The organism is Parabacteroides sp. CT06 (assembly GCF_002257605.1).
Classification (GTDB): Bacteria; Bacteroidota; Bacteroidia; order Bacteroidales; family Tannerellaceae; genus Parabacteroides; species Parabacteroides distasonis.
This window is the reverse complement of sequence record NZ_CP022754.1, coordinates 3,349,487-3,375,204: the sequence shown is the minus strand read 5'-3', so window position 1 is coordinate 3,375,204 and position 25,718 is coordinate 3,349,487. Positions and strand designations below refer to the sequence as shown.

Genomic DNA, 25,718 nt, shown 5'->3' with positions numbered 1-25,718 from the left:
CCATGTGGTTAGCTCTAGCCTTCCTCTCCGCCTTCTTGTTAGGTTGTTACGAGGTCAATAAGAAAATGTCGTTAAATGGGAATGCCGTTATTCCCGTTTTATTCTTCAATACGCTCATAAGCAGTTTGATTTTCGTCCCGTTCATCTTGCTCTCTTTTTATACGGATTGCTTGGACGGGACGATGGTGTATGTACCCCGTGCCTCTTTGGAGGACCATCTGAAGGTATTGATAAAGGCGGTGATCGTCTTATCCTCTTGGATATCGGGGTATTTTGCCTTGAAACATTTGCCGCTGACGATAACCGGGCCGATCAAGGCCAGCCAGCCCGTGCTTACATTACTGGGTGCGATGCTTCTGTTCGGGGAACGACTGAATCTATTTCAATGGGTCGGAGTCTTGCTTTCTATCGCTTCCTTTTATCTCCTTTCCTCATCGGGGAAGAAAGAGGGGATTCATTTTGCCCATAATAAATGGATCTTCTTCACGGTCCTGTCTATCTTGACCGGAGCGATGAGCGGATTGTATGATAAGCATTTGATGCGTAGTATGGATGTAATGACGGTACAAGTCTGGTTTAATGTCTATCAATGTGTTATCATGTCATTTATCCTGTTGTTTCTATGGTATCCGAACCGGAAAAAGAGCACGCCTTTCCAATGGCGATGGAATATCATCTTTATCTCCGTATTCTTATGCGTGGCGGATTGGGTGTACTTTTATGCCTTGACATTCCCTGATTCCATGATCTCGATCGTATCGATGGTACGTCGGAGTAACGTATTGGTGACATTCTTGGCGGGAGCCATCTTCTTCCATGAAAAAAACTTAAAGAACAAGGCGATCGACTTATTCCTTGTGTTGTTAGGAATGATATTCCTATATTTGGGGACAAAATAGAAAATTAGATAATGAGACGAGTTATAGTTACGTTGTTGATCTGTGTCTTTGCGTTGGGAATGAACGCACAAGATATGACAAGTGTGTTCACGGCGATGCCAGACCAATACATTCCTCAATTGGAGCACGCTTGGCGAAAGGATTTGGTGGATCTTTATACTTCAGGAAAAGAATCCCGGCTGAAAAATACGATGAATGGCTTTTCTACCTTGCAAAAGCTAACGAACGATTACCTTTTGCTACAGACTACGGAGCGTAGCACGGTAGAGATGAAATTACTTCCCTTGGTAAACAATACCTACGTGGTTTGTATGATCTCTACGGTAAACGGCCCGGTTCCGGATAGCCGTATCGAGTTTTTCACGACCAATTGGGAGCCTTTGGCAACATCCGATTTATTCACGCAGCCAACTTCCGATTGGTATATCAAGCAGGGAATAGATAAGAAAGACGAAGCCTATCAAGAGGCCGCCTCACATTTGGATATGGATTTAATTCAATATCGATTGAGTCCGGATGATCAGACTTTGACCGCCATTTATACGACTCCTCAATATCTGAGCCAAGAGGCTCGTGAGAAAATAGAGCCGTATCTCAGTGAACCGAAAGTCTATACGTGGCAGAAATATCATTTTCAGTAATTCTTTCCTTATCTGTCCACTCCGATATAGTTCAAGAGGTTTTTTTGCGGTACTACTGCACGGCGGTTGCGGCAATATTGCACGTGGGTTGCAGTAGTACTGCGATAAAGAGTCTTTTTTTAATGGGTAGGAGAGACTAAGATCCCTTCTTCATTAAAAAGAATCGTTATATCTCGGTCTCCTTGCTCCAGTTCGAACTCATAAGAGAGTCCTTCCGCTTTTTGAATGACATGGATATCATCGATTTGATAAGAGGCATATGCGGAGGCCTTGAATGCGGTCATCACGATATCGGGTACTTGGGAAGAGCGTATTTCCCACTCCGTATATAACCATTTGTTCTGGGTATCCAGCCAAACTTCCTTATGGATATTCTCATGAAGGATATCCACCTCGATACCTTTTGTCTCCGTATCTATCTCAAGGATTGTCGCTCCCGGATACATCTCTGAAATGAGTTCCTTAATAGCGCTGGGGGTAACAGAGGGACGATGCTCGTTGTCGCCGTTACCATCGGTTACTTCCTTGATGAGAATACCGCCTTCCGTATAATGTAGGTCTGCATCTTGCTCGCCATTTTCAACGTCGAGAACGTAAATGGTACCAGCGTCCGGACGTTCTAGCATATCTACATCGTCTATCTTCCATTTAGCGTATAGGCTTGCCTCGAAACTGTTTTTTACGGTTTGGGGCAAAGCGTTGTAAGGAAGATCGGTCTCTGTCAGCATCCAGTTGCCTTGCGGATCAAACCACGCTTCAGCCTCATATGAACCGGTGTAAAATTCTGCTTTGACATAGCCTGCCTCGTTCTCCCAACTGACACGTTGCGCATCCGGATATTTTGTGTCAAAGGCTTTTGTTACAATACTCTCAGGTGTGAATTTGTCATCATCGTCATCACATGACATGAATACGAATGAGCTGCAAACCAAAGTTGCCATTATGAATGCTTTTGTTTTCATACGATTGATTTTAATTAAAAATATATTAATACTTATCTTAGAGTGTCTATTAGTCATCGATATCAATCAAGTTCCCTTTTAAGTCGAATGTCATCTCAAGACCGTTATCTAGCTTTATCTCATAATCCCGTATCTCTTTTTCTATTTTAACAACCTTATTCGATGAATAGTTTTTCTTGATAAGGTCTTGTATTACCTCCGGAATGATCGCTGGCGGGATAGGGAGCCCATGCCGTTTAATCTCTTTCCATTCTCCTTTATGGTTAAACTCAACATTGGTCCCGTCCGTGAGGATCACGTCGTAACTGCTAATCCGGATCAGATTTTTCTCTATTTGGATATGCGATACTGGGATGTCTTTAAAATGATCCGATATGAATTGGCGGCTGGAAACCGGCAATATGTTGGTGTCACTCGTGATCTTATCGTTGCCGGCACAAGCCATGACAGATAATAATGATAAGACTATCAGTAAATAATTGATCCTTTTCATATGCCTTGTTTTTTATTATACCGCAAAGAAAAGGATGCATTTTGGAAAAAATTGGGAATTTCGGCCGTTAATAGAATAATAATGTGAATGTATGCATGCCATTTGCGTATTGGTAATCTATCCGGATCGAATATAGATCGACTATTGATTTGACAATGGCCAACCCAAGGCCCGTCGATTCTTGTTGTTTGCTTTGGCTGGCAAAACGGGCAAATAATAATTCCTTATCAAGGGTTTTGTCGATTCCCGTATTTGAGATTGTAAGCATACGGCGAGAGATCGTGATTCCTATATCCCCTTTCTCGTAATTATGGACATAGGCGTTTTTAATGAGATTGGTGATTAACGTAGTGGCCAGCGATTCATTCATGGTGCATACCAAACTCTCTTTTTCTGAAACTCGTAAGTGGAGAGCTTTTCTTTCGTATATGTCATTAATTCCTTCTAATATCTTATGGATAAGATGATTTAGGCAAATATCCCGGGTTTCGGGGAATTGTTTGTTATCTATCCGAGAAAGTAATAGGAGGGATTTATTCAACCGGATGATGCCGTTCAACGCTTGATGCAAGCCAGCGATCTCTTTCAGTTGATCTTCCGTGCAATCCGGATGTTCGCTCAATAATTCTAATTTATTCATGCATACGGCCAATGGAGTTTGTAACTCGTGGGCGGCATTCTCTACGAAATGTCTTTGTTTGTTGTATAGCTTGTCACTCTGGTTGACGCTTTCTTGAACGGTCTCGTTTAATATCTTAAATTCCTCGATGGGTGTAGGGTTGTTTAATGGAGGATTATATTTGCCTACTTGAAAACTTTTCAGCCAGCTTAATAGCTTATATAAAGGCTTAAAGCTTTTTTTGAATCCTCGATGGATCACGAATAAGATGCAACTTATCAATGCGATATATAAGACGGCCATGCTCCAGATAATCGTCTCGATCATATCTTCTTGTTCTAAGGTGGATAACTCCAGCGTCAGTTCGTAGAATTTACGATCTTTTGTCATGAAATAAGTGCGTAAGGCACGAACCGGTTCGTATTCTTGCTCTATCTCTATGTATACCGTAGTATCGTAGAACTCGTCCTTATCTAGTTTCGCTTCGCTTTCCGGAACCTCACGAATGTAGTACCGGGTCATGATATCCACATGATCTTTCAGCAATGTGCTGTCCGCTAAGGCGGAGCGGATGATAATCTCTTTGTAGTTCTCAAGGCTGTCATTTGTCTCGTCTTCTACCTCATGTAGAATCATAAGGCAGAAAACACATCCCCAAGCGGCGAAAATGACCAATATGGGGACAAATAAATTGCGGAGGGTGTAATGGATTAGCTTCATATTTATTCCTCGTCGGTCATTTTGTAACCGAAGCCATAGACCGCCTTTATTTCGGGGATGGCTCCGGCGGCTTTTAATTTCTTTCGCAAGTTTTTTACTTGGCTATAGATGAAGTCGAAATTATCGGCTTGGTCTATATAATCTCCCCAGACGGACTCGGCTAAAGTAGCTTTGCTGATCAAACGGTTGGGGTTGGATATGAAATAGTAGAGCAGATCGAACTCCTTACGGTTCAATACGATCTCTTTCCCGTTTATATAGACGGAATGTTTATCGGGATATATCGTTAGGTTCGCTAAAGACAGTTGCAATTCCCCATCTTGTTGCTTGCGGCGGATAACGCTCTTGATGCGGGCGTTCAATTCCGCCAGATGGAAAGGCTTGGTCAGATAATCATCGGCCCCAAGATCTAATCCTGTAACTTTATCCTCGATAGAGTCTTTTGCGGAGATAATGATGATACTGTCTTTCTTGCGTAAGGCCCTTAATTCCTTCAAAAGGGTAAGGCCGCTACCTCCCGGAAGCATGATGTCCAATACGATACAATCGTAATCATAATCATTTATTTTAAGAGAAGCTTCCCGGAAAGAGGAAGCGCTCTCTACCACATATCGTTCTTTTTCAAGAGAACGAACGATAACTTCTCTCAGTGCGTTTTCATCTTCGACTACCAGAATTTTCATAGGCTAGCTTGTTAATCACACAAAGCTACTGAAATATTCTGATAAAAATCTGGAATAAGAAAAGATTCAGTATCGTTCTACTTCAATAATTGGGCCTCTGAGTTAAACGTGAGACGAACCTCATTGTTCTCATGCTCTAGTTTGAATACGTAAAATGTTCCCGAAGGCTTGTCTATTTGTGTCACCTCATCTATCTTATATTCATGATAAGCCGAATTTGTTAGGTTATCCATGATGTCTACGGGAACATCTTCGGCATGGATATCGAATTTCGTACTTAGCCACTCGTTATTTTTGCCGAGCAGAACCTCTTTCTTAACGCCTTTATCCTTGATGTCGACTTCTACACCTGCGGCATCTTTATCGTAATCGGTAATGGTCGCCCCCGGATATTTTATCTGGATCACCTTTTGAATCGCTTGAGAGACCGATTTGTCATCGAAACCTTGTTTCTTTTGTTGGCAACCTACGGTGAGGAATAAGCAGCAGCTCATGAATAAAATGGCTGTAAATGATACTTTTAGTTTCATAACGTTTAAGTTTTCTATTACAAACAAACGGGTGACAGGCAAAGTTTTTTCCAAATAAGTTAATTTTCCATGATATGTTTTTCTTCCTTTGTCGTCTTGATTATAGAAATGGAACTTGAGACGTTTAAAATAACCGTACTACCTCTCCGGCAGAAGATGTTGAATTTCTCCCGGAGACTGGTTGAGGACGCAGCCGATGCTGAAGATGTGGTGCAAGAGGCATTCATAAAGCTTTGGTATATCCGGGAAAAACTGGATGCCTACCATAGCGTGGAGGCGCTGGCTATGCAGGTTACGAAAAATCTCTCATTGGATAAGATAAAGTTGCGAAAGCCGCAGGGATCGGAGTTGGAGAGCGTTACATTGATATCGGAAGCGGTAAGCCCGGACGAACAACTGGAGCAAAAGGATGCCGCCGAGTGCATACGGCGCTTGATCGCCCAGTTGCCCACTTTGCAGCAAACCATTATCCGGATGAAGGATATAGAAGGCTATGAGTTAGCCGAGATCGCGGAGATCACGGCTACACCGGTCGAGAATGTCCGGGTGAATCTCTCAAGGGCTCGGAAAAAGATACGGGAACAGTTTTTACAATTAAATAAACAAGAGAAATGGACATAGACGAGTTATTAAACCGATATTTTGAAGGAGAAACCTCTTCGGAAGAAGAGCGGGAACTTCGAGCCTTCTTTACTTCCGGGAATGTTCCGGACAGGTTGGCGGTCTATACGCCTATGTTTACCTATTTGGAGGAAGAGAGTCGGAAGGAACGACAGCCAGATGAGGCATTGATTCCGATTGATGAGGATATCCTTTTTATGCTGGATGCGGAAAAGGTGGAGGAAAAGAAGACATTTACTTTACGATCCGTGTTGTATTTGGTATCCGGTATCGCCGCCAGTTTCTTGCTGCTTTTGGGGCTTAACCATCTGTTGAATCCGGTAGATCCTTGCTTCTGCTCGGATAATTATGTCGTTATAAACGGTCGTTGTTATACGGATATTCATAAAGTTCGCTCCATGGCGCTGGAAGCTTTGCAGGAGGTGGCCACTCCTACGGACGAGTACTTCCCGGAAGTGGATCTTGATGAGGCCGATCGTGTGATTATAGATAACCAATTGGACGAGCTTCGTTCTTTATTTGATGATAATGAATAAAAATACTGTAAATATGAGACGGTTCAAATACATGTTATGGTTGCTGGTGGCGGTATTTTGCTTAATGCCTTGTGGTGTCTCGGCTGCCGAGACACAGAAAGATTTGAAGATTCAGGAAGTCTTTCAACGATATGGCAAAAAACGTAATGTCACGATGGTGGAGTTGTCTAACGAGATGTTGGAAACGTATGGCATGACTCGTTATAAGAGTATTACGATCAAAGATGATCCGGAAGCCCTGCGGTTTACCCGCCAATGTCTGGAAGCGGACCAGAAAGGGGCCCGGAAGATCAAAGAGGTGACGGACGATGGAGGGGTAGTCTCCGCTTATTACCAGTTGAAGGGCGTAGAAGCAGATATCAACCGTTTTGTCCTTTTTAAGGTCAGCAAGAAAGGGGTAATAACCTTGGTGTACATTGAGGGAGATTTGGATAGTGATGATTTAATCACGCTATTATTTACGAAGAAAGATTTATAAACAAACAAAACAGATAGGAAGATGAAAAGAATACTTTTAGTCTTAATGGCTTGCTTCCCGGTAATCGGGTTGATGGCCGCTGAGGTTGAGCCTTTGGCTGGGGATACGATTATCACCCTTGAGAGAAAACGTATCGAGGTGAAAGATAATGGCGATCGCATGAAAGTCAGGGTGTATGAGGTAGACGAGGATGGTGATTCCGTGGACGACGAGTTGATCTTCGAAGGGCATTACCGGGACGGACAAAACTATGAACGCCGTAAACACGTGAAGTCTATCAATATCCCTGTGCCTACTTGGGATAAAGACTTCAATCCGCATTGGGCCGGTTTTGGAATGGGCTTCGCGAACTTCGCGGATGGGAGTTTACATGTAAATGATGTAGACGGAGTCTCCCTTCGTAGTGGAAACTCATTGGAATATAATTTGAATGTATTGGAAAAAGCGTTCCCGTTCTCTCGGTATCGTTGGGCGGTGGTGATCGGTGCCGGTATGCGTTGGAGCCGTTACCGGATAGATACGAATGAGTATTTCAAGGAGATAGACGGTGTTACGGCTTTACGTCCGGCTCCTGAGAGTGTTACGTTGAAAGCGAGTAAGCTGAATATCACGAGTCTGACCATTCCGTTGTTATTGGAATGGCAACCTAAAAAGCGTTCGAGTGAATTCTTCTTGTCTGCGGGTGTAGTCGGTGTGATCAAGACTTGTTCTTCCTCGAAGATCGTATATAATGACGCTTCCGGTAAAAAGCACAAAGAGAAAATGGATTCCGGTATGAATATCCGTCCGGTAACTATGGATTTCTTATTTCAAGCCGGTTGGGATTGGATCGGTCTTTACGCCAAGTACTCACCGATCGACCTCTTTGAAAATGGGAAAGGTCCGAAGGTGCATCCGGTTTCTATCGGCTTGCAGTTGCATTTGTAGGTCGTTGAGTTTTTGCGAGATAAAGAACGTACGATATGCCGGATCTTGTTAGCAAGGTTCGGCATTTATCTTGAAAAAACTTATTTTATACTTTTTTGATGGGGATCGGGAAGTATTGCAAACTTATCCGGCGATATGGCCATTTCTTAATCGTGGAAATAAGATGAACTTTGCAATATAAATAGAAGACAAAGTAATAAATAAAAAGGAGGTTCAAGATGGGTTTTATTAAGGTCGGTGCCGTATTGTTCGCAAGTCTTTTGGTAGGAATGGCGAACGCTAGTAATGGAAATAAGAATAATAACAATAAAACAGAAAATAAAATGACAGTAACAGAATTAACACAAGAAGATTTCGTAAAGAAAGTGTATGACTTTGAGACAAACCCGAACGCATGGAAGTTCGAGGGTGATAAACCTGCGGTTATCGATTTCTATGCCACTTGGTGTGGCCCTTGTAAGATGATGTCTCCTATCTTGGATGAGATCAGCAAAGAGTACGAGGGTAAAATCAACGTATATAAGGTGAATGTCGATAAAGAGGCGGATTTAGCGAGTGTTTTCGGTATCCGTAGTATTCCTTCTTTATTGTTTGTACCGATGAAGAAAGAACCGAGTATGGTTCAAGGGGCTATGCCGAAGAATGAGTTGAAGAAATTGGTAGATGATATTTTATTAGAGTCGAAATAACTCGTATAGTGTGTTTTGGGGATTAGTGACGCGGAAGTTTGCTGGGAATAAAGTGAACTTCCGCTTTTTGTTTATATAATATTGTTATCTTTATCCGTCTTAAAATCCGGAAGAAATCTATGGAATATATTTTTAATACTCGCTTAAGAGGTAATATAGCGTTGACCGATTCGTATCACACGAACCTTGCTTTGCAGAAAGATAATACGCTTTACAAGTTTATTTGGGTACAAAGCGGTTCGTTGCAACTGGAGATCGATCACGTACCGACTACCTTAATGAAAGGTGAGATTATTCCCTTGACTCCTTTGCACCATATCGAGTTCAAGGCGATCAATGGCGAGTACTTGACCCTTCTGTTTAACAGTAACTTCTATTGTATTTTCGGACATGACAATGAGGTGTCGTGTAATGGTTTTCTTTTTAACGGGACTTCCAATGTGATGCAATTGAAATTGAGCGAATCCCAAGTTGCCTCTTTGCGCGATATCACCGACAGCCTAACGAGTGAGTACGCCATAAAGGATAATTTGCAAGAGGAGATGCTGCGTATCTTACTGAAACGTTTCATTATTTTGTGCACCCGGATCGCACGTGAGAAGTTTTCGGTAAGCCCGGAACGGGAAAAGGCGTTCGATATGGTTCGCCAGTTCTATGTATTGGTAGATAACCATTTTAAAGAAAAGAAGATGGTCCAAGATTATGCGAATATGCTGCATCGCTCCCCAAAAACCTTATCCAATCTTTTTACGACTTGCGGATTACCTTCCCCGTTGCGGATCATTCATGAACGAATTGAGGCTGAGGCCAAACGATTGCTATTATATAGCCAGAAGAGTGCGAAGGAAATCACGGAGATCTTGGGCTTCGAGGATCAAGCCACATTCAGCCGTTTTTTCAAGAAAATGACGGGAGAAAGCGTCTCTGAGTACCGGAAAAGAGAGAAACAGGAATAATTGCTAACTCATCCGGTAAAATCGCCATTTACGGGATAGGTGTTTCTACCGATCTTTGCGGTATAAGTTCAATACTATAAAACAAATAATAAGATGAAAAAGTTGAATGACCTGTTTTACTCGTTTTTGCAAGTGGCGGCCTCTACTCAGAAGCTAGGTATTAATTTGATCCGTATATCGATCTTGATCATATTTGTGTGGATCGGCGGTTTGAAGTTCTGGAATTATGAAGCGGAAGGCATCGTTCCGTTTGTGGCGAACAGCCCTTTCATGAGTTTCTTCTATACAAAAAGCGCTCCCGAATATAAGACGTATAAATTAAAAGAGGGTGAGTTCGATCAAGCGAAGCATGAGTGGCATCAAGAGAATAACACGTATGGCTTCTCTCGTGGCTTGGGAATCTTGATCATGGCGATTGGTATCTTGACTTTCCTCGGCATTTTCTCGCCGAAGATCGGTTTGGTAGGAGCGGGGTTGGCTATAATCATGACGTTCGGGACGTTGTCCTTCTTGGTCACGACTCCGGAGGTCTGGGTACCTAATCTCGGCAGCGGGGAATTTGGTTTCCCGTTATTATCGGGGGCCGGGCGATTGGTGATAAAAGATACGGCGATACTGGCCGGTGCGATCGTGGTGCTGTCGGATTCGGCGCAACGGATCTTGAAAAAGAAATAAGCGAAACAAGAAAAAGGGGAATGGTTTTAATGCCATTCCCCTTTTTCTTGTTGGTTACCGTTTATTCTGTACGATATTCGGGTTTGCGTCGATCTCGCTTTGCGGAATCGGGAGTGCTACCCGGGGATCGGAAGCGTTGATCACCTGTGCGTCGGTAGGTAATTGCGGTAAATGCCAACCGCCCTTGCGGATTACCGGAATATTGTTACGCATGTAATCAAAGAACGCATGTCCTTCGCCAACCAATTCTTTGCGGCGTTCTTTAAGGATTCTCTCTAGGGAAAGCTCGGAGTCGCTAACGGATTTATTGGGGTTGGCTCGGCTTACGATTTGATTCAGGTAGCCTAACGCCTCGCTACGTTTTCCTAGCTTGAAAGCCGCCTCGGCCGCATTTAAGTATATCTCGGACAGACGGATGATGCATAGGTCATTGTCTTGCGGATTGCCGGTCAATACATCTCCTGTTTTTCCGGGATACTTCGTCAGATATTTAGGATGTCCGGTCGAACCGGTTGGAAGGATATCCTCGTCCGGTTTTTGAGGTAAGCGGCATAAGGCATGGCGAACATCATCCGGGTCTTCACCCAGTAAATCCAAGAAATCTTTCGTCAAGACCAAATTGTTCCAATCTTTCACGTTATCGGCATATACCATGGGAGCGCCTTCTCCGCCACTACCGCCGGAAGGCTCGGTAAGCGTAAAGTAGAACTCGAACAGGGATTCGGAATTGAAGTCTTTTCCCCATACGGAGGTATACTCATCGTGCGTGAACAAGGTATAAAGATCTCCGTTATTGATTACTTCTTGAGCGTATTTAAGGGCGTTCTCGTTATCGTTCATATATAAATAGATACGAGATAGAAGTGCTTTCACGCTCCATACATTTTGGTGACCGTCGAATTTGGTTGTAACAAGGTTGGGTAAGGCTTCGGTCAGGTCTTTGATCACTTGGTTGTAGCATTCGGCTACCGTGTTGCGAGACGGTTGGTGAGTCGGCAACTCCGTCTTGATCTCGATGGGAACACCCAAGGACGCCCCATTATCCAGTGTATAAGGCATGCCAAAGAGACGGGTTAAATCGAATAAGGCCAAGCCACGCATAGCCAACGCCTCTGCTTTTATACGGGCGATTTCTTGCGTGTCGGAGGTTTGGACGCTACCGTTGTCTATTTTCTCGATTAAGCTGTTCGCTTGATGAATCACGATATAGGGTTGGTTCCATACTCTCGTGATATTAAAAGCGTCGTCGGCGGCTACGTTGAACAGATAGTACGGAGATACACGTCTGCCGGGACCTTTGTCAATACGAGCTTGTACGTCTTCGCCACGGCAGTCGGCATAATAGAGGTAGTTGTCTCCATAATAACTATGCTCGGATGCTATGCGATAGATTCCATTTAATGCGGTTTTAGCGTCTTCCAGTGACTGAATAGCGTTATCGCTGGTCACGGAAGTGGAGGGATCCAGATCCAGCCAATCTCCGGAGCAAGCCGTGAATAAGAAAGGAAGAGCGCTTACGATATATTTAATTGACCATTTCATTGTATTTCTTTTTTATCGAATGAATTGTTGTGTTTAGAAATTAACTTCCACGCCGAAACTAAAGGTGCGCATGGGCGGTGTCTCACAGAATACCTCGCCGGATACGGGCACTTCCGGATCATATTGCTTCCATTTCGCCCAAGTCAGCAAGTTGCTGCCGGAGAAATAGACACGGACTTTATCCAGCAAGACTTTATCGGTCCAGTTATGAGGCAGGGTAAACCCGAACGTCAGGTTCTTTAACCGCAAGTGATCCGTACTATGTACGAAGCGAGAGGAACCACCGCTCACTTTGTCGGAGCGTCCCAATACGAAACGGGGAATGTCGGTGATATCACCGGGCTTTTGCCAACGGTCTAACTCATAGATGGGCAGGTTGCGGTTTCCTTCGCTGGCTCCGTCTGTCTCGATATACGTACCGGTCTTGTCGAAAGAATAGCCGCCCAATGAATAAGAGAGCGTAAAGGCCAAGTCGAACCATTTATAAGAAAGGATATTGGTAAGGCCGCCGGATATCTTCGGATCTACTTGTTTATAAGGAACCGCTTGCGCCTCATTGACATCTTGGGTCAAGGTGCGGTCTAGATTGCCGTTCTCGTCTTCCGTATTTTTATAATACAGCGCATTTCCGCTCGAGGGATCTACCCCGGCGAATTCCTTTACATAGAATGTATTGAATGGCAATCCTATTTTCCGGATAAACCAACTACTTTCCACCACTTGATCGAGATTACCATCAAGGGCCACGATCTTATTCTTGTTATGTGTCAAGTTCAATACCGTAGTCCAATTAAAATCTGCGTTTGAGATATTCAAGGAACGAACCTCCAGCTCGACACCTTTATTGTTTAACTGCCCCAGATTACCCAGATAGTTCAGGAATCCGGTCGTGGCGCTGATCGGACGGTTGTAAAGCAAATCCTTGGTGTCACGATTGTAATACTCGAGCGTTACGAAGATGCGATCGATAAACGCAAGGTCTAGTCCGAGGTTCATATTATAGTTCTTCTCCCATTTTAGATTGGGATTAGCTTGTGTGCTTTCATACGAACCGGGGTTATCCATATAGTTCTTTCCGTAACTATATAAACCCATATAACCGTAATAAGATCCCGGCTGATTACCGTTCACGCCATAAGAGGCACGGATCTTGACATCGCTCAACACCGGCTTTACGGCTTTCATGAAATCCTCGGCTCCCAGATGCCACATGCCTGAGACCGACCAGAAATTACCCCAGCGATGCTCCGGCGCCAATCGGGAACTACCATCCCGACGGAAACTTCCGGCGATATAATACCGGTTGTCGTAATCGTAATTCAAGCGGGTTAGATAAGAAAGCAACCGATAATCCTGTGTAGAGGATACGAAACTGTTTATAACGGCGGCATTGTCCGGCTCAAATAATTGGTCGGACGGCATCTTGCTTTTCTCACCGGCGGCTTTATCCGTCTGGAAACTTTCCGCCTCATAAGCGGCTAGTACATCCAGATGATGTTTGTTGGCGAATGTCCTCACGTAGTTCAACGAGGTAGAAGAGATCAGTTTCCCGTATTCGATAAAACCTTTGGACGATTGGGCATCGCTACCGCTCTTGGGACCCGCCCCGCTTAATGCGTTGAAATATCGGGCATCCTTCTGGATGCTATAATCATAGCTGAGTACTTCCTTTAATTTAAGTCCTTTGATAATCTCTACCGCACCGTGCGCCGTACCGAAGATACGGGTCATACGAACCCGGTTATAGTCGGTACGCATATCCCGCAAAGGATTTACGTTCGTTCCGGGATAGGTATTGGCGTAGGAACCATCCTCGTTAAATACCGGGTAGGAGGGAGGAGTGGCTACCGCCATGCAATAGAAAGGATTGATACTGGATGTACGTTCCTCGTTCATCTCTTGATTCACTTGCGAGAACATGAGGTTCGCTCCGGCCTCGCCTCGTTTGCCGATCTTTTGTTGCACGTTAAAGCGTCCGGAGTATCGTTCCATCGATGAGTTCTCCACCAGACCCTCTTGTTTTTGATAACCCAAGGAGCTGTAGACCGTCGTGTTCTCGGAGCCTCCGGAAACGGAAGCCTCATAATTTTGATGTACGGCCTGTCTCATCAACACGTCTTTCCAATCGGTATAGCCTAAAGCGGGAACAGAGGTGTATGCCCCGATATTGGCGTTGGCGTACTCTTCCGGAGTCTGGGTGAAAGATGCGGGATCTTTGGCGATCTGGTCTTGCGCGTAATTAACCAAGCCTTCATAAAGTAGTTCCCGGCGTTGCTCTCCGTTGAGGGTCGGGCGGAAGTCTACCGCTGCGTCCGAGAATCCTGTGCTAGCGTTCAACGTGACCCGGGTACGTCCTTTCGATCCTTGTTTGGTCGTGATCAAGATAACACCGTTGGCCGCACGGGAACCGTAAAGGGAGGCGGCGGCGGCATCCTTGATAACCGTGATATTCTCGATATCGGAGGGATTGATCGTACTCATGATGTTGGTCTTGGCATTGTTCATGTAGGAGGCCTCCGATCCGCTTCCGGTACTTAGGTTTCCCGAGGTGACGGGAACTCCGTCTATCACAAACAAAGGTTCGTTCGATGCGTTGAACGAGCCCATACCACGGATACGGATGGATGCGTTCGCTCCCGGTTGCCCGGAGCTTCCCGTGATATTGACACCGGAGGTCATGCCTTGTAGTTTTTGTTCTATGGAAACCACCGGCATCTCTTTCAGTAGGTCAGCCCGTAAAGTGTTGGCGGAACCGGTAAAGGAAGAACGTGAGAAGTTACCGTAACCGGTTACCACGACCTCATCGAGGTTCATCGCCTCCGGTTGTAAAGCCACGTTTAAGATACCGCTTTTCGGGATAGGTACTTGGGTCTGCTTCATGCCGATGTAATCGACAATAATGAATTTGGCGTCAGGATCAACTTCCAGCGTGAAATGCCCGTCAAGATCGGTCTCCGCTCCCGACAGGCTCCCTTTTACGATAACGGTCGCTCCTATCAGAGGCTCCTTGTCCTCTTGGGAAATCACCGTTCCTTCGATCTGTCTTTTTTGCGCATACGCTACCCCGGGCAATAGAAGTAGACATAGGAATAGTATGCCCCATGTTTTTACATTTCTCATCTCTTTTTGTTTAAAACGTCTTATTAATACCTATACTAACTAAAGGATTATCTGAAAAAGGCGTGCCAGATGTGATAAATCCTGTAGATTTCTTTATAATTGTTTTCTTATGAGATTATTACGAAAAGCTTTGAATACGGGTGTGGAGGTGGCATTGTGTAATATTTCCTCATTTGATGTGCAATTTTTCTACACTACTTGTTATCTTTGTGAAAGATGATTTAATAGGATTCGTTTATGGACACAAGAAAGATTGAGGATGTTCCTTTCGAGGAAGTACATGAGATACAAAGATATGGGACTTATTTCTCGGAGAAGAGTTTCTGGAAGAAGATAGAGCGGGTAGCGAAGAAAGTGGGGGCTACGGTATTGCGTCCTGTCTTCACGCTGTATTATATGTTGCAGGATGAAAAGGTACCTCTTCAACATAAGGCTTATATAATCGGGGCTTTAGGATACTTTATATTGCCTTTCGACTTGATCCCGGAGAGCGTGCTCCCCATTATCGGCTTCACGGACGATGTGGCGGTGATGACTTTCGTATTGAAAATGGTGAAGGATAGCATTACACCGGAGATCCGGAGAAAAGCGGATCAGAAAATACTGGATCTGTTTCCTGATCCGGCTTGATAGGGCGTTATAGCAACGGGCGAATATCGGGAAGCTCCTCGCTTCCCTTTTTCATTTCCGGAAGGAGGATTAAGGGGATCTCCGGGAATTTGGCCTTTAGATACTCCAAGGTATTCGCCTCGATCAGCGGGTCGATGCTTGGATATTGGTTATAGACGATGGCTTTTACCTCGATACCGTATCGCTCGCAGGCGTACAGGCTGAGCAAAGTATGATTGATACTTCCCAGCTTGCCGGACGTGACTAGTATCAGGGGATACGCCTGTTCCTTCACATAATCGATCGTAAGGGATTCCATGTCGTTCGGAACCATCAGTCCTCCGGCTCCTTCCAGTAATACATACTCGTAGGTCTCTCGCAATCGCCGGGTGGCTTGGGTGATCGTTTCTAAATCGATACGTCTTCCATCTTTCGCCGCCGCCATATGAGGAGAGCAGGGATAGGTGAAGATATAAGGACAAGTCAGTCCTTGCGTATCCTCGTCGGTAAAGGGGAGCCCTTGGATTTGGCGGTGTGCCTCGATATCCTCCGATACGTGCTCGCATCCGGTCTGTATCATCTTTTGGGTGATCACTTTCTTTCCGGCTTTCGCCAATGCCTTGGCGATCATTCCGGTGGCTACGGTCTTTCCGACGTTCGTGTCTATGCCGGAGATAAATAATACATTTTCTTTCGTTTGATGGTTCATTGTTCTGTTGTTTAAATAGTTGCTTGATTAATCTTTTGTCTCTATGGATATTACTCCTTGTCTCTAAGAGATTTATTCCTATTCTTCTGCGCTATTGATCTTTTCACCTTTGTGAAAAGAACGTATCACCTTTGTGAAAAGATCGTTTCACCCTTGTGATACGATTATATCATATAGGTGAAAGGATCAATACCTCGGAAGAGGCGATCTACCTCACCTTTATCTTTTGACCACTAAGATATAGAGTGGACGGTAAGTTAATGTGACCCCACCATCCGCCGAGGGGAATCTCTCTTGATAATCCCGGCAGAAACGTTCCTGTTTTCCCCGTGTCCAGACGCAAGAGGCGTTGGCCGTGACACCCGTGTACTTTAGATGTCTTAGCACCTCCAGCGGGTGCCGGAAGGTCAGGGCGATATTTCCTTCCTCTTCATGGACGATCCGGAAGTAGGTGGATAACCACTCCCTTAATTGTCCGGCGGTAGGATAGGTGAGCCCTTCTCCGGTCAGTTCCTTGATCTCGTGAAGGTTGTCTGGCGTGAAGGTGTTGAAAGCCAGCATGCCTCCGGGCGATAGGGTGGACGATAGCTTATGGAGGAAACGTGGAAGGTCTTTCATCCATTGCAGGGCGGAGGCCGAGGCAATCAAGTCGAACGTGCCGGGAAAAGCCAGTCGCTCGGCATCACCGGCCAAGAATAGAGGAGTGGCGGAAGGAAACAACTCCTCGATGGCGCTTTGCCAAGTCTCGCAAAGATCGTTGAGTACCCATTCCTCGATTTGGCATTCTTGTTTTAATAAACGGGTGAATCCGCCGCTTCCGCAACCGATTTCCAGCACCCTGCGGAAATGAGAGGAGGTGTATGCGGTCAATAGCTGTACCAGATGGGCGCATATCCGTTTCTGGGCATCCGCGTGATCGTCGTATGTATTCACCGCTTGGCTGAAACGCCGGCGGATCCGTTCTTGTTCGATTACTTCCATAATTCGTTCCATGATTGATAGTGGTAAAAAGGAAGATGAGGCGCCTTGATCTCTTGGATGGGGCAACGGCCTTGCCAGTAGTTCCGGAGGTTGGTTGCCGGGAATATCTTATCTTCGGTGGATAGGATGGCTTGATCCCAGAAGGTGGATATCCGTGGATCGGCTGATTCGAGCTTTTCCGGGAGGATCTGATTATATAGAGATTCCAGTTCCTCCTTGATTTCCTCCAGCGGACGTGGTGAGAGTTCCGAATAGCGATTGAATGTCTCCTTGTCTCCGCACATCCTGCGGTTAAAGCGACGCATGCCTTCCTCGCTGATATGATGGAGGGTTCCCTCGAAGATCGCGGTCGGGATGCCTAGCGTATCGTGCATGGGAAAAGGGGTACCGTTCAGGGCGGTCGCCGTGGTAAAGGATCGGTGGCCTGCCCAGAGTCGGGTGGCTACCCATACGCCTAGAGACCAAGCGACCAGATGTACCTCTTTATAGGGGGCGAATGTCTCTTCGAATGCGAGCGTCCTGTAATCGTAGGCAATCCATAGGTCTGTCTGCTCCGGTACTTCCAGATGGCGGAAAAGCTCCGGCGAGGTGGACCAGCCGGCGAGACAGAGGATCAGACTAGGGGATAGCTTATTTATTATCTTATCTATATACATACTATCAATTCAATTTATATACATACTATCTATCCAGTTATCTATCCGGGGGTGTAGAGACGGGGCATGTCCCGGTGGGAGACAAGGCACGCCCCGTCTCTACAATCAGTTGATGAATATTTTTTATTGTGAGGTTTGCCGTAAGGGAGAAGCGGATACGGGAGGTACCTTTGGGCACTGTCGGCGGGCGAACGGGGAGGCAGTAGAAGCCTTTTCGTTGTAGCTCTTCCGCTTTCCGTACGCAATCCTCGCTCTCTCCCACAATGAAAGGGATGATGTGGCTTTGGCTGATCTCGCCTCCTTTGCCCGTTAAAGCCTCCGCCAGCAATCGGCTATATGCTAGAAGATTCTCCCGTTCCTTCGTGAACGAGGGGAGTTGCTCCCAGATGAAGGAAGTCCATGCGATTTGGAACGGTGGCAGGGCCGTACTGAATATGAGCGGTCGCATCGTATTGACCAGATATTCCCGTATCGTACGGGAACAAACCAAATAGGCCCCCATAGACGCTAACGCCTTGCCGAAAGTACCGACCAATAGATCGATCTCTTGGATACAACTTTGTTCCTCGGCGATACCTAGCCCCGTCTTTCCACGGGCTCCGATGGCATGAGCCTCGTCTACGTACAATAGGATATTGGGATATTGCCTTTTGATAGCTATCAGGCGGTTTAAATCCGCTACATCCCCGTCCATGCTGAAAATGCTTTCGGTCAAGATGATGATCGTCTCGTATTGACAGGCGTTCTTTTGTACGAGGCGTTCCAGTTGGTCATAGTCGTTGTGGCGGTAACGGAGGAATGGGGAGCCACTCAACAAGATGCCATCGATGATGCTGGCGTGCACCAGCTTGTCGGCGAGTAATAAGGTCTGTTTATCGGTTAAGGCCGGGAGGATTCCGGTGTTGGCATGATAGCCGCTATTGAAGATCAATGCGGCTTCCCGGTCGAAGGAGCGGGCGATCTGTTTCTCCAGTTTCGTATATACGGAGAAATTACCCGTCAGCAAGCGGGATGATGATGAGGAGTAGGGATAGAAGCGGTCTTGTGTGGATGCTTGAAACTCCTCTTGTAAATCCTGCCGGCTGGCTAATCCAAGATAATCGTTGGAAGAGAGATTCAGCATACGCTTTCCCTCTTTTAATATCCATATTCCTTGATGCTCGACTTCCGGTAGGTGCCTAAGATTCCCGGAGGCTCGTAAAGCCGTAAGTTGCTCGTTATATGATTTCATATATCTATATATTACCCGGTTGTAGATATGTTAATTATGCGTTAATACTCTCAATAATCCGGAGGTTAGTCTGGATAGTTCATTCATGGAGATAATGAAAGGAGGCATGAGGTAAACCAGCCGTCCGAACGGACGTACCCATATCCCTTCCTCTACGAATTGGCGTTGTAATACCGCCATATCCACCGGATGCTTCATCTCGATAACCCCGATCGCTCCCAATACCCGTACCTCAGCGACTTCAGGCAGCTTGGCGGCTGGCGCTAACTCCGCCCGCAATTGCTCCTCTATAAGCTTCACTTTCTCCTGCCAGTGACTGGCGATCAATAAAGAGATCGAGGCCGAAGCGATAGCGCATGCCAAGGGATTTCCCATAAACGTAGGCCCATGCATAAAGCATCCCGCCTCGCCGGAACAGATCGTGTCGGCTATCGGCTTCGTCGTGATCGTGGCGGAAAGCGTAAGATAACCTCCCGTCAATGCCTTTCCGATACACATGATATCGGGTTCGACTCCCGCATGTTCCCATGCGAACAACTTTCCGGTACGTCCGAAGCCTGTCGCTATCTCGTCGAATATCAATAAGACGTTATACCGCTCGCAAAGTTCCCGGGCACGAACGAGGAAAGTGGGGGAGTAGAAATACATACCTCCTGCCCCCTGTACGACCGGTTCCAAGATCAAGGCGGCGATCTCGTCGGCATGCCGCTCTAGTAAATCCCGCAAGGGAGCCATGGCCTCCTCTCTCCATTCCTCGCCGAATCGGACCGAAGGTTGAGGTATGAAGTATTGGATGGGTAGGCTTCCGGAGAAGATCCCATGCATACCCGTCACCGGATCGCATACCGACATGGCGTGCCAAGTATCCCCGTGATAACCGCTACGGATCGTGGCGAAGGTATGTTTTCCCGGTATGCCTTTGGACTGCCAGTATTGGATCGCCATCTTTAAGGCTACCTCCACGGCTACCGAGCCGCTATCCGCTAGGAATATCTTTTCTAGGGAAGGGGGCAATAGCGGTAATAATTTAGCGGCCAACTCGACAGCCGGCTCGTGCGTGAATCCCCCGAACATGATATGACTCATCTTATCCAATTGGGCTTTAGCCGCCGCGTTAAGTACCGGATGGTTGTATCCGTGGACTGCCGCCCACCAAGAAGACATTCCGTCTATTAGCTCCCTGCCGTCCGCAAGGGTTATCGTTACGCCCTCCGCTTTGGATACCGGATAGACGGGAAGTGGATCGATGGTCGAGGTGTAGGGATGCCATAGATGATCCCGGTCGTATTGTAAAAGTTCGGTTGTTGTCATTTTTCCCAATCGGTGTTTTCGGTGAGTGAATAGCCTTCGGAGGTAAATAAGACTTTGTCTTCCTCTACCTTGCTTCCGATAGTCGTTAATAAGTCTCCGATGATTGCGGAGTTAATCCCTATATATAGGGATTTCCGTTGCGTGGCCTCGCTTAATTGTGCCCGTCCGCCGGAGAAACGGAGAAATGCGTTCGGATTGATCAAGCGGAAAAGGGCGATCGTTGTTAGCCATTCCTCTTCTTCTAGGATATGTGTATTCTCCATAGGAGTTCCCGGTATCGGCTGTAATAAATTGAGAGGGATGGATAAGACACCTTCTTTCTGTAAGAAACAAGCCATCTCGATTCGTTCCTCCATCGTCTCGCCCATGCCGATAATACCACCGCAGCATATACGGAAACCGATTTCCCGGGCGGTATGGATGGTTTCCATCTTCTGCTCGATCGTATGCGTGGAACAGAGTTGACGGAAATAGGAGGGGGCGGTCTCTATATTGCAGTGATAGTTCTCCACTCCGCTATCGTAAAGCGATTGGAGTTGGGAGCGGGTTAGCAATCCCATGGAGGCACAGCATTTAATATCGCTTTGCTGCTTGATTTGCCGGATCGTATCGGTGATCTGTTCCAATTCTTTATCTGATACTCGCTTACCGCTAGTCACCAAGGCAAAACGCCGGATGCCCTGTTTCCGGTTATATACCGCATGATAGACACATTCCTTGGCCGGAAGCAAAGGATATAAGTTTACGAGGGTCTTGTAATGTCCCGACTGTGCGCACCATTTACAATCCTCGCTGCAATTACCGCTTTTGGCGTTGATGATGGAACAAGTGTCGAACTTATTCCCCATAAAATGGCGGGTGATTTGGTGGGCGGCCTCGTAAAGTGCCTCTTTGTCCGGGTGATTCGCCAAGCTTAAAGCCTGTTCCTCAGTAATCTTCCTACCCTCTAGGATGTACTGCTTTGCTTCTTCTATTGTCATTTTCTCTCATTTAATAATTCTACGTATATATACCCAGTTGTAGAGACGGGGCACGCCCCGTCTCTACAACCAGATGGAAATAAGAAAGGCGGGAAGTATTCTTTCGGATACTTCCCGCCTTTACTATATTATATAATGTATAGTGAGCTACACGATGAGCCGGATGAGCGATCTCATTTGATACCAATACCGGGAGTAATGCCGTAAACAGTCCATGCGATACCGCGAGGCTCCGTTTGTTCTCCTCGGTATTCTCCCTCTCCTCGTCATCCTCTTCGGAAAATCCGTCCGTGAACGTACCGATACCGGTATGTAAAGACTGGTTCTTTTTCTCGAAGCGATCGGCTACGGAAAAGGATAATTGTCCGATCGTAACAGCTCTCTGTACACTGATGAAAGCCGCATACGCCTTCCGGCTCCATCTTCTGAAACGGAGTGCCTGCGAACGATATGTATACGACTTCCTCATCCTCTAATTTTCAATTGTCAAGCCACTTTATCCAGTTTCTTCATGATAGAGAACATGAACAACGCAGACAGTAAACAAAGAACGATCAACACGCTCCATACCATCCATAACTGCATGCCTCCCCACAAATAACCGATGATAGCGACCAGATAGTTACCGATAGCCGTAGCCACGAACCACCCACCCATCATCATACCTTTGTATTTAGGAGGAGCCACTTTGGATACGAAAGAGATACCCATCGGAGAAAGCAATAATTCGGCGAAGGTCAATACCAGATAAGTCGATATCAACCAGTTCGGAGAAACCAATACCTGCAATTTGCTATCCGCCGCTAAAGCGTCCGGTGTAGGCAAGCCCATAGAACCGATCGCCAAGATCAAGAAACCGCAAGCGGCGATCATCATACCCAATCCGATCTTACGAGGAGCGGACGGCTCTTTCTTCTTATTAGCCAGATAACCAAAGATCGCCAACGATACCGGAGTCAATACAACCACGAAGAACGGGTTAAATTGCTGGAAGGTCTGCGGAAGGATCGTTACGGTTTCCGGCATAGCCATATATTTGATACCTAGAGCGGCTAATGCGGCCACGGTCACGATGCCGGCGATCGTTTTGCCTTTGCTCGTTGTGGATTGTGCGATAGCGAATCCTCCATACACGGCGATAACCAATAATGTTAAGTTAATCACATCAAAGCCGATACGATCCAGTCCGGTCACTTGGTTGGCCGTATAGTCGCGAGCAAAGAACGTCATTGTCAGACCATTTTGATGGAAAGCCATCCAGAAGAACAATACCACGGCGAATACCAGCAGCAAGGCGGTGATACGTTGTTTCGTCTCGGCAGGTGACAATTCCTCTTGCGGAGCGTGGGAAGCCTTTGCTTGTTTGGTATTGACATCCGCATGCTTAAAGGTAGAGCGGAATCCCATATAGATAGCCATCGATATGATCAATGAGATACAAGCCACACCGAATCCATAGTTGTATGCCTCAGACAACTTCTCGATATACGTGGAACAGAACGTAGCCATATCGCCGGTGAAACCTTGTGCGCTTTGCAGAGCGGCGAGTGCCTCTTTGTTCTCTGCGGAGATGGTTCCGTTTAAGAATTGGTGAGCGAGTGCCGGAATTTGTGACTCGTAGAAAAGGTTATACTTACCCAACATCCAGTCTGTCATTTTAGTGGCAGCCGTAGGTGCGTACATGGCACCGATATTGATCGCCATATAAAACAAACTAAAGGCTTGGTCACGTTTACTTCTATATTCCGGGGCATCATAAAGATTACCTACCATCACTTGTAAGTTACCTTTAAATAATCCGGTACCGCAAGCGATTAGCGCTAGCGAGCCGAACATCATGATTTTTCCCGAGGCGGCATCTGTTGGGATGGCTAATAAAAGATAACCGACAAACATGATGATGATACCCGAGGTAACCATCTTTCCATAACCGAACTTATCGGCCATCATACCGCCAATCAATGGCATAAAATACACGAACGCTAAGAAGCTAGCGAAAATCGTTGATGTCTCAGCGGCCGTATAGCCGAATTTCGCTTGCAAGAATAATGTGAAAATCGCAAGCATCGTGTAATAACCGAAGCGTTCGCCCGTGTTCGCGAGTGCTAGGGCATAGAGACCTTTAGGTTGTCCTTGTAACATGTGTTTTAGATAATATTAGTTTATACTTATTGAATAATTTGCTTTATGGCGCCGGTTTCCGGATAGAAAAGAACTTTGACGGGGGCTTTCTTATCCTCAAACATAACAGGGGCTAATCCTTCCCGTGTTCCGAATTGAGTGATTTGGGCCTCTCCTTTGTAGAGCGTTTTTTTGTTCATTAGTATTTCTATGCTGGCTTTTCCCGGAACATTGTAGACGATTCCTTTCAATGATTTGTCTTTCTTCTCGGCTTCCTTGGCATCAAGGATCGGAGCTCTTTCTGTCGCTTTCAAGTTCATATAGACAGGGGTACCGCCCAAATCGTCAGCGTCTACGATACCTAGCTGCTTGGAGAAACGGAACAATACTTCTTTATCTAGGTTGTCGTGGGGGATGATACTTACCTCATAATGCTCGGTTTCTTTGGTCAAGATTCCGGTGAATAGGTTTGTTAATGCTTTTTCTTGCTCCTCCAATTGCTGGATCACCAGTTTCATGGCTTCACCATCGGGGGGTAAATTATCCGCCTCGCCGGTCAAGATGTTCAAACGGCTTTCCCGGATACGGTAAATTTGTTTAGCGGCCACCTCCGCTTGTTTGGCGGTGGAGCCTGCCATTAGTAATTCCTCTGAGAAAACGGAAGCGTCTGTCACTTTTTGTTGGGAGCCTTTATTTTTCTTTGCGGCATCTAGCTCGGATTCAACTGGTGTATATTCTGCGTTTATCGAGCATAATAATCCATCTTCGGTAAGATAAGCGTAAGGGGCGACCGTACCTTGTTTGAATTCTACGATATAGGTATTATCCGCATCGGGTAATCCCCGGTTGATCAGACTGATTTTTCCGAGATCGAAATAAACCTTGTCTTCCGTGACCGCATCCTTTACGCCTAGATACTTCTCTGCATATTGATAGTAAGGCCCGGCTTTGCAAGTTACTTTCGTCACTTCGGCGTCTACGACTAGCGAGGTCTTGGGCAACGAGTAGGTGATTCCGAAATTATTGGCTTTTACGGCGTTCTTTTTTACCACCTTGGTTTGTGCCATAAGCGGCATCCCGAGGAGTAAACTAGCTATAATGATTATATTCTTCATATCCCAGTTTATTTTAATTCTGTATATTATTGCGCAAAACTAGGAAATATTTTGCTTAAAACCAATTGGAAGTATTCTTATTGCATGAAAATCCCGGACAACATTAAGAATTTCTAGATTCGCATTGTTCGGGATTCTGAGGATGTCCGGGGGAGAAAGCTTAAAATAGCACGTCTATATAGATCGGCAGGTGATCGGACGACTGGATATCGATCACTTGGTCGTTGATAATCCTAAATTCATGCCTTAGGTCGCCGAAGATATAATCTAAACGCAAACGGGGATGATCCGAGGGGTAGGTCTCTAACGTAGGGTCGGATAAGAGCCTCCACGTTTGTTTCATCGCCTTGAATTCTTTAGAGTCTGGCTCCATGTTGAAGTCTCCGGTGATCAGGATTGGTTTGTTTTCTCTTTTCATCGTCTCATTGATGAGTCGTATAGAGGCCAGGCGAGAGTCTGGGTCGAGCGAGAAATGTGTGTTACACAAGGTATAGTTCGGATATTCGAGACAAAGGAAGGTACGTGGCTCTTCCTTTCCCGGCAGAGGTATGTATTGGTAGCTGCGAGGTTTTTTGCGGGAGAGTGCGGCGATTCCGTATAATCCCTTAGAACGTTCTGTGGCAGGTGCGAAGATTGGATACATGCCGGTCAACCGTGCCAATTCTGCATATTGGTTGATCCATCCAGAGCGTTCGCATACACTGTCCACCTCTTGTAGCCCGACATAGTCCGGCTGGATCTTGTTGATCACTTCAGCGATTCGCTTCAAATTGGTCTGTTGGTCCATACCGATCCCGATGCGGATGTTGTAGCTCATGATTCTTAACGATTGTCGTGTCTTGCATAGGCCACTTCCCAAATTTAGGAGGGCGATGGTTAGGAGAAATAAGATTCGTTTCATGGATTTCTAAGGT

The 25,718-nt window shown here is 46.0% G+C and carries 27 protein-coding genes; 10 read left to right on the top strand and 17 right to left on the bottom strand.

Features of this window, described 5'->3' with window-relative positions:
* The first annotated feature begins 2 nt into the window (after positions 1–2).
* Both CI960_RS14785 and CI960_RS14780 read left to right on the top strand, forming a co-directional pair.
* Positions 3–899, top strand: a complete 897-nt coding sequence (locus tag CI960_RS14785; RefSeq protein WP_005854727.1) for a DMT family transporter — start codon at positions 3–5, stop codon at positions 897–899.
* A gap of 11 nt (positions 900–910) precedes the next feature.
* Entirely contained in the window at positions 911–1,540 is a 630-nt protein-coding gene (locus tag CI960_RS14780; protein WP_005854730.1) for a DUF3256 family protein, read from the top strand.
* A 119-nt stretch (positions 1,541–1,659) separates the two neighbouring features.
* Here the strand turns inward: CI960_RS14780 and CI960_RS14775 are convergent, their stop codons facing one another.
* From CI960_RS14775 to CI960_RS14755, 5 genes are all read right to left on the bottom strand, one after another.
* Entirely contained in the window at positions 1,660–2,502 is an 843-nt protein-coding gene (locus tag CI960_RS14775) for a PepSY-like domain-containing protein (RefSeq protein ID WP_005854732.1), read from the bottom strand.
* Between the two features lie 49 nt (positions 2,503–2,551).
* A complete protein-coding gene (locus CI960_RS14770) occupies positions 2,552–2,995 on the bottom strand; it encodes a PepSY-like domain-containing protein (protein WP_005854734.1) in 444 nt (147 codons plus the stop codon).
* Between the two features lie 67 nt (positions 2,996–3,062).
* Entirely contained in the window at positions 3,063–4,334 is a 1,272-nt protein-coding gene (locus CI960_RS14765; RefSeq protein ID WP_005854736.1) for a HAMP domain-containing sensor histidine kinase, read from the bottom strand.
* A 2-nt stretch (positions 4,335–4,336) separates the two neighbouring features.
* Positions 4,337–5,017, bottom strand: a complete 681-nt coding sequence (locus CI960_RS14760) for a response regulator transcription factor (protein WP_005854737.1) — start codon at positions 5,015–5,017, stop codon at positions 4,337–4,339.
* Positions 5,018–5,094: 77 nt separating this feature from the next.
* The gene (locus CI960_RS14755) at positions 5,095–5,547 is read right to left on the bottom strand and encodes a PepSY-like domain-containing protein (RefSeq protein ID WP_005854740.1); all 453 of its coding nucleotides are present in this window, start codon (positions 5,545–5,547) and stop codon (positions 5,095–5,097) included.
* 69 nt (positions 5,548–5,616) lie between these two features.
* Here CI960_RS14755 and CI960_RS14750 point away from each other — a divergent pair, with 69 nt between their 5' ends.
* The 7 genes from CI960_RS14750 (at position 5,617) to CI960_RS14720 (ending at position 10,429) form a co-directional block, all read left to right on the top strand.
* Positions 5,617–6,168 (top strand): RNA polymerase sigma factor, encoded by a 552-nt coding sequence (locus CI960_RS14750; RefSeq protein WP_005854742.1) that lies wholly within the window; start codon positions 5,617–5,619, stop codon positions 6,166–6,168.
* Positions 6,159–6,704: a hypothetical protein gene (locus CI960_RS14745; RefSeq protein ID WP_005854744.1), complete on the top strand. Its 546-nt coding sequence runs from the start codon at positions 6,159–6,161 to the stop codon at positions 6,702–6,704. Before CI960_RS14750 ends, CI960_RS14745 begins: the two co-directional genes overlap by 10 nt.
* Before the next feature lie 13 nt (positions 6,705–6,717).
* Complete coding sequence (locus tag CI960_RS14740; RefSeq protein ID WP_005854747.1) at positions 6,718–7,182, top strand: hypothetical protein; 465 nt, start codon at positions 6,718–6,720, stop codon at positions 7,180–7,182.
* Between the two features lie 21 nt (positions 7,183–7,203).
* Positions 7,204–8,109 (top strand): outer membrane beta-barrel protein, encoded by a 906-nt coding sequence (locus CI960_RS14735; protein ID WP_005854750.1) that lies wholly within the window; start codon positions 7,204–7,206, stop codon positions 8,107–8,109.
* A gap of 218 nt (positions 8,110–8,327) precedes the next feature.
* Positions 8,328–8,798, top strand: a complete 471-nt coding sequence (gene trxA, locus CI960_RS14730) for a thioredoxin (RefSeq protein ID WP_005854752.1) — start codon at positions 8,328–8,330, stop codon at positions 8,796–8,798.
* Positions 8,799–8,917: 119 nt separating this feature from the next.
* On the top strand, positions 8,918–9,754 hold the full coding sequence (locus CI960_RS14725; protein WP_005854754.1) for a helix-turn-helix domain-containing protein: 837 nt from the start codon (positions 8,918–8,920) through the stop codon (positions 9,752–9,754).
* Between the two features lie 93 nt (positions 9,755–9,847).
* Positions 9,848–10,429 carry a DUF417 family protein gene (locus CI960_RS14720; protein ID WP_005854756.1) on the top strand — a complete coding sequence of 194 codons (582 nt, stop codon included), beginning with the start codon at positions 9,848–9,850 and terminating at the stop codon, positions 10,427–10,429.
* Between the two features lie 54 nt (positions 10,430–10,483).
* Here the strand turns inward: CI960_RS14720 and CI960_RS14715 are convergent, their stop codons facing one another.
* Positions 10,484–11,971 (bottom strand): RagB/SusD family nutrient uptake outer membrane protein, encoded by a 1,488-nt coding sequence (locus CI960_RS14715; RefSeq protein ID WP_005854758.1) that lies wholly within the window; start codon positions 11,969–11,971, stop codon positions 10,484–10,486.
* Between the two features lie 33 nt (positions 11,972–12,004).
* Entirely contained in the window at positions 12,005–15,091 is a 3,087-nt protein-coding gene (locus tag CI960_RS14710) for a TonB-dependent receptor (protein ID WP_005854760.1), read from the bottom strand.
* Between the two features lie 237 nt (positions 15,092–15,328).
* Here CI960_RS14710 and CI960_RS14705 point away from each other — a divergent pair, with 237 nt between their 5' ends.
* Entirely contained in the window at positions 15,329–15,721 is a 393-nt protein-coding gene (locus CI960_RS14705) for a YkvA family protein (RefSeq protein WP_005854762.1), read from the top strand.
* Positions 15,722–15,728: 7 nt separating this feature from the next.
* On the opposite strand, the gene bioD is transcribed toward CI960_RS14705, so the two are convergent.
* The 10 genes from bioD to CI960_RS14655 form a co-directional block, all read right to left on the bottom strand.
* On the bottom strand, positions 15,729–16,409 hold the full coding sequence (bioD, locus tag CI960_RS14700) for a dethiobiotin synthase (protein ID WP_005854764.1): 681 nt from the start codon (positions 16,407–16,409) through the stop codon (positions 15,729–15,731).
* 219 nt (positions 16,410–16,628) lie between these two features.
* Positions 16,629–17,390 (bottom strand): malonyl-ACP O-methyltransferase BioC, encoded by a 762-nt coding sequence (gene bioC / locus CI960_RS14695; protein WP_005854766.1) that lies wholly within the window; start codon positions 17,388–17,390, stop codon positions 16,629–16,631.
* The gene (locus CI960_RS14690; RefSeq protein ID WP_005854768.1) at positions 17,381–18,046 is read right to left on the bottom strand and encodes a DUF452 family protein; all 666 of its coding nucleotides are present in this window, start codon (positions 18,044–18,046) and stop codon (positions 17,381–17,383) included. Before CI960_RS14690 ends, bioC begins: the two co-directional genes overlap by 10 nt.
* Positions 18,047–18,083: 37 nt before the next feature.
* Positions 18,084–19,277 (bottom strand): 8-amino-7-oxononanoate synthase, encoded by a 1,194-nt coding sequence (locus tag CI960_RS14685; RefSeq protein ID WP_005854770.1) that lies wholly within the window; start codon positions 19,275–19,277, stop codon positions 18,084–18,086.
* A gap of 30 nt (positions 19,278–19,307) precedes the next feature.
* A complete protein-coding gene (bioA, locus tag CI960_RS14680; RefSeq protein ID WP_005854772.1) occupies positions 19,308–20,588 on the bottom strand; it encodes an adenosylmethionine--8-amino-7-oxononanoate transaminase in 1,281 nt (426 codons plus the stop codon).
* Entirely contained in the window at positions 20,585–21,568 is a 984-nt protein-coding gene (bioB, locus tag CI960_RS14675) for a biotin synthase BioB (protein WP_005854774.1), read from the bottom strand. The genes bioA and bioB overlap by 4 nt, the downstream gene beginning before the upstream one ends.
* A 19-nt stretch (positions 21,569–21,587) precedes the next feature.
* Positions 21,588–22,037 carry a hypothetical protein gene (locus tag CI960_RS14670; protein WP_005854776.1) on the bottom strand — a complete coding sequence of 150 codons (450 nt, stop codon included), beginning with the start codon at positions 22,035–22,037 and terminating at the stop codon, positions 21,588–21,590.
* 17 nt (positions 22,038–22,054) lie between these two features.
* A complete protein-coding gene (locus CI960_RS14665) occupies positions 22,055–23,710 on the bottom strand; it encodes a peptide MFS transporter (RefSeq protein ID WP_005854778.1) in 1,656 nt (551 codons plus the stop codon).
* A gap of 26 nt (positions 23,711–23,736) precedes the next feature.
* Positions 23,737–24,804: a DUF4831 family protein gene (locus CI960_RS14660; RefSeq protein ID WP_005854780.1), complete on the bottom strand. Its 1,068-nt coding sequence runs from the start codon at positions 24,802–24,804 to the stop codon at positions 23,737–23,739.
* Between the two features lie 160 nt (positions 24,805–24,964).
* Positions 24,965–25,705, bottom strand: coding sequence for an endonuclease/exonuclease/phosphatase family protein (locus tag CI960_RS14655; protein WP_005854781.1), 741 nt, complete (start codon positions 25,703–25,705; stop codon positions 24,965–24,967).
* Positions 25,706–25,718: the final 13 nt, after the last annotated feature.

Bases quoted from the DNA above. Each gene is read 5' to 3' on its own strand.
- CI960_RS14665 (WP_005854778.1), bottom strand. From the start codon at position 23,710: ATGTTACAAGGACAACCTAAAGGTCTCTATGCCCTAGCACTCGCGAAC.
- CI960_RS14750 (WP_005854742.1), top strand. From the start codon at position 5,617: ATGATATGTTTTTCTTCCTTTGTCGTCTTGATTATAGAAATGGAACTT.
- bioB (WP_005854774.1), bottom strand. From the start codon at position 21,568: ATGACAATAGAAGAAGCAAAGCAGTACATCCTAGAGGGTAGGAAGATT.
- CI960_RS14775 (WP_005854732.1), bottom strand. From the start codon at position 2,502: ATGAAAACAAAAGCATTCATAATGGCAACTTTGGTTTGCAGCTCATTC.
- CI960_RS14725 (WP_005854754.1), top strand. From the start codon at position 8,918: ATGGAATATATTTTTAATACTCGCTTAAGAGGTAATATAGCGTTGACC.
- CI960_RS14745 (WP_005854744.1), top strand. From the start codon at position 6,159: ATGGACATAGACGAGTTATTAAACCGATATTTTGAAGGAGAAACCTCT.
- CI960_RS14705 (WP_005854762.1), top strand. From the start codon at position 15,329: ATGGACACAAGAAAGATTGAGGATGTTCCTTTCGAGGAAGTACATGAG.
- CI960_RS14740 (WP_005854747.1), top strand. From the start codon at position 6,718: ATGAGACGGTTCAAATACATGTTATGGTTGCTGGTGGCGGTATTTTGC.
- CI960_RS14765 (WP_005854736.1), bottom strand. From the start codon at position 4,334: ATGAAGCTAATCCATTACACCCTCCGCAATTTATTTGTCCCCATATTG.
- CI960_RS14715 (WP_005854758.1), bottom strand. From the start codon at position 11,971: ATGAAATGGTCAATTAAATATATCGTAAGCGCTCTTCCTTTCTTATTC.
- bioC (WP_005854766.1), bottom strand. From the start codon at position 17,390: ATGGAAGTAATCGAACAAGAACGGATCCGCCGGCGTTTCAGCCAAGCG.
- CI960_RS14655 (WP_005854781.1), bottom strand. From the start codon at position 25,705: ATGAAACGAATCTTATTTCTCCTAACCATCGCCCTCCTAAATTTGGGA.
- CI960_RS14770 (WP_005854734.1), bottom strand. From the start codon at position 2,995: ATGAAAAGGATCAATTATTTACTGATAGTCTTATCATTATTATCTGTC.
- CI960_RS14690 (WP_005854768.1), bottom strand. From the start codon at position 18,046: ATGTATATAGATAAGATAATAAATAAGCTATCCCCTAGTCTGATCCTC.
- CI960_RS14780 (WP_005854730.1), top strand. From the start codon at position 911: ATGAGACGAGTTATAGTTACGTTGTTGATCTGTGTCTTTGCGTTGGGA.
- bioD (WP_005854764.1), bottom strand. From the start codon at position 16,409: ATGAACCATCAAACGAAAGAAAATGTATTATTTATCTCCGGCATAGAC.
- CI960_RS14785 (WP_005854727.1), top strand. From the start codon at position 3: ATGTGGTTAGCTCTAGCCTTCCTCTCCGCCTTCTTGTTAGGTTGTTAC.
- CI960_RS14760 (WP_005854737.1), bottom strand. From the start codon at position 5,017: ATGAAAATTCTGGTAGTCGAAGATGAAAACGCACTGAGAGAAGTTATC.
- trxA (WP_005854752.1), top strand. From the start codon at position 8,328: ATGGGTTTTATTAAGGTCGGTGCCGTATTGTTCGCAAGTCTTTTGGTA.
- CI960_RS14735 (WP_005854750.1), top strand. From the start codon at position 7,204: ATGAAAAGAATACTTTTAGTCTTAATGGCTTGCTTCCCGGTAATCGGG.
- CI960_RS14670 (WP_005854776.1), bottom strand. From the start codon at position 22,037: ATGAGGAAGTCGTATACATATCGTTCGCAGGCACTCCGTTTCAGAAGA.
- CI960_RS14685 (WP_005854770.1), bottom strand. From the start codon at position 19,277: ATGAAATCATATAACGAGCAACTTACGGCTTTACGAGCCTCCGGGAAT.
- bioA (WP_005854772.1), bottom strand. From the start codon at position 20,588: ATGACAACAACCGAACTTTTACAATACGACCGGGATCATCTATGGCAT.
- CI960_RS14660 (WP_005854780.1), bottom strand. From the start codon at position 24,804: ATGAAGAATATAATCATTATAGCTAGTTTACTCCTCGGGATGCCGCTT.
- CI960_RS14755 (WP_005854740.1), bottom strand. From the start codon at position 5,547: ATGAAACTAAAAGTATCATTTACAGCCATTTTATTCATGAGCTGCTGC.
- CI960_RS14710 (WP_005854760.1), bottom strand. From the start codon at position 15,091: ATGAGAAATGTAAAAACATGGGGCATACTATTCCTATGTCTACTTCTA.
- CI960_RS14720 (WP_005854756.1), top strand. From the start codon at position 9,848: ATGAAAAAGTTGAATGACCTGTTTTACTCGTTTTTGCAAGTGGCGGCC.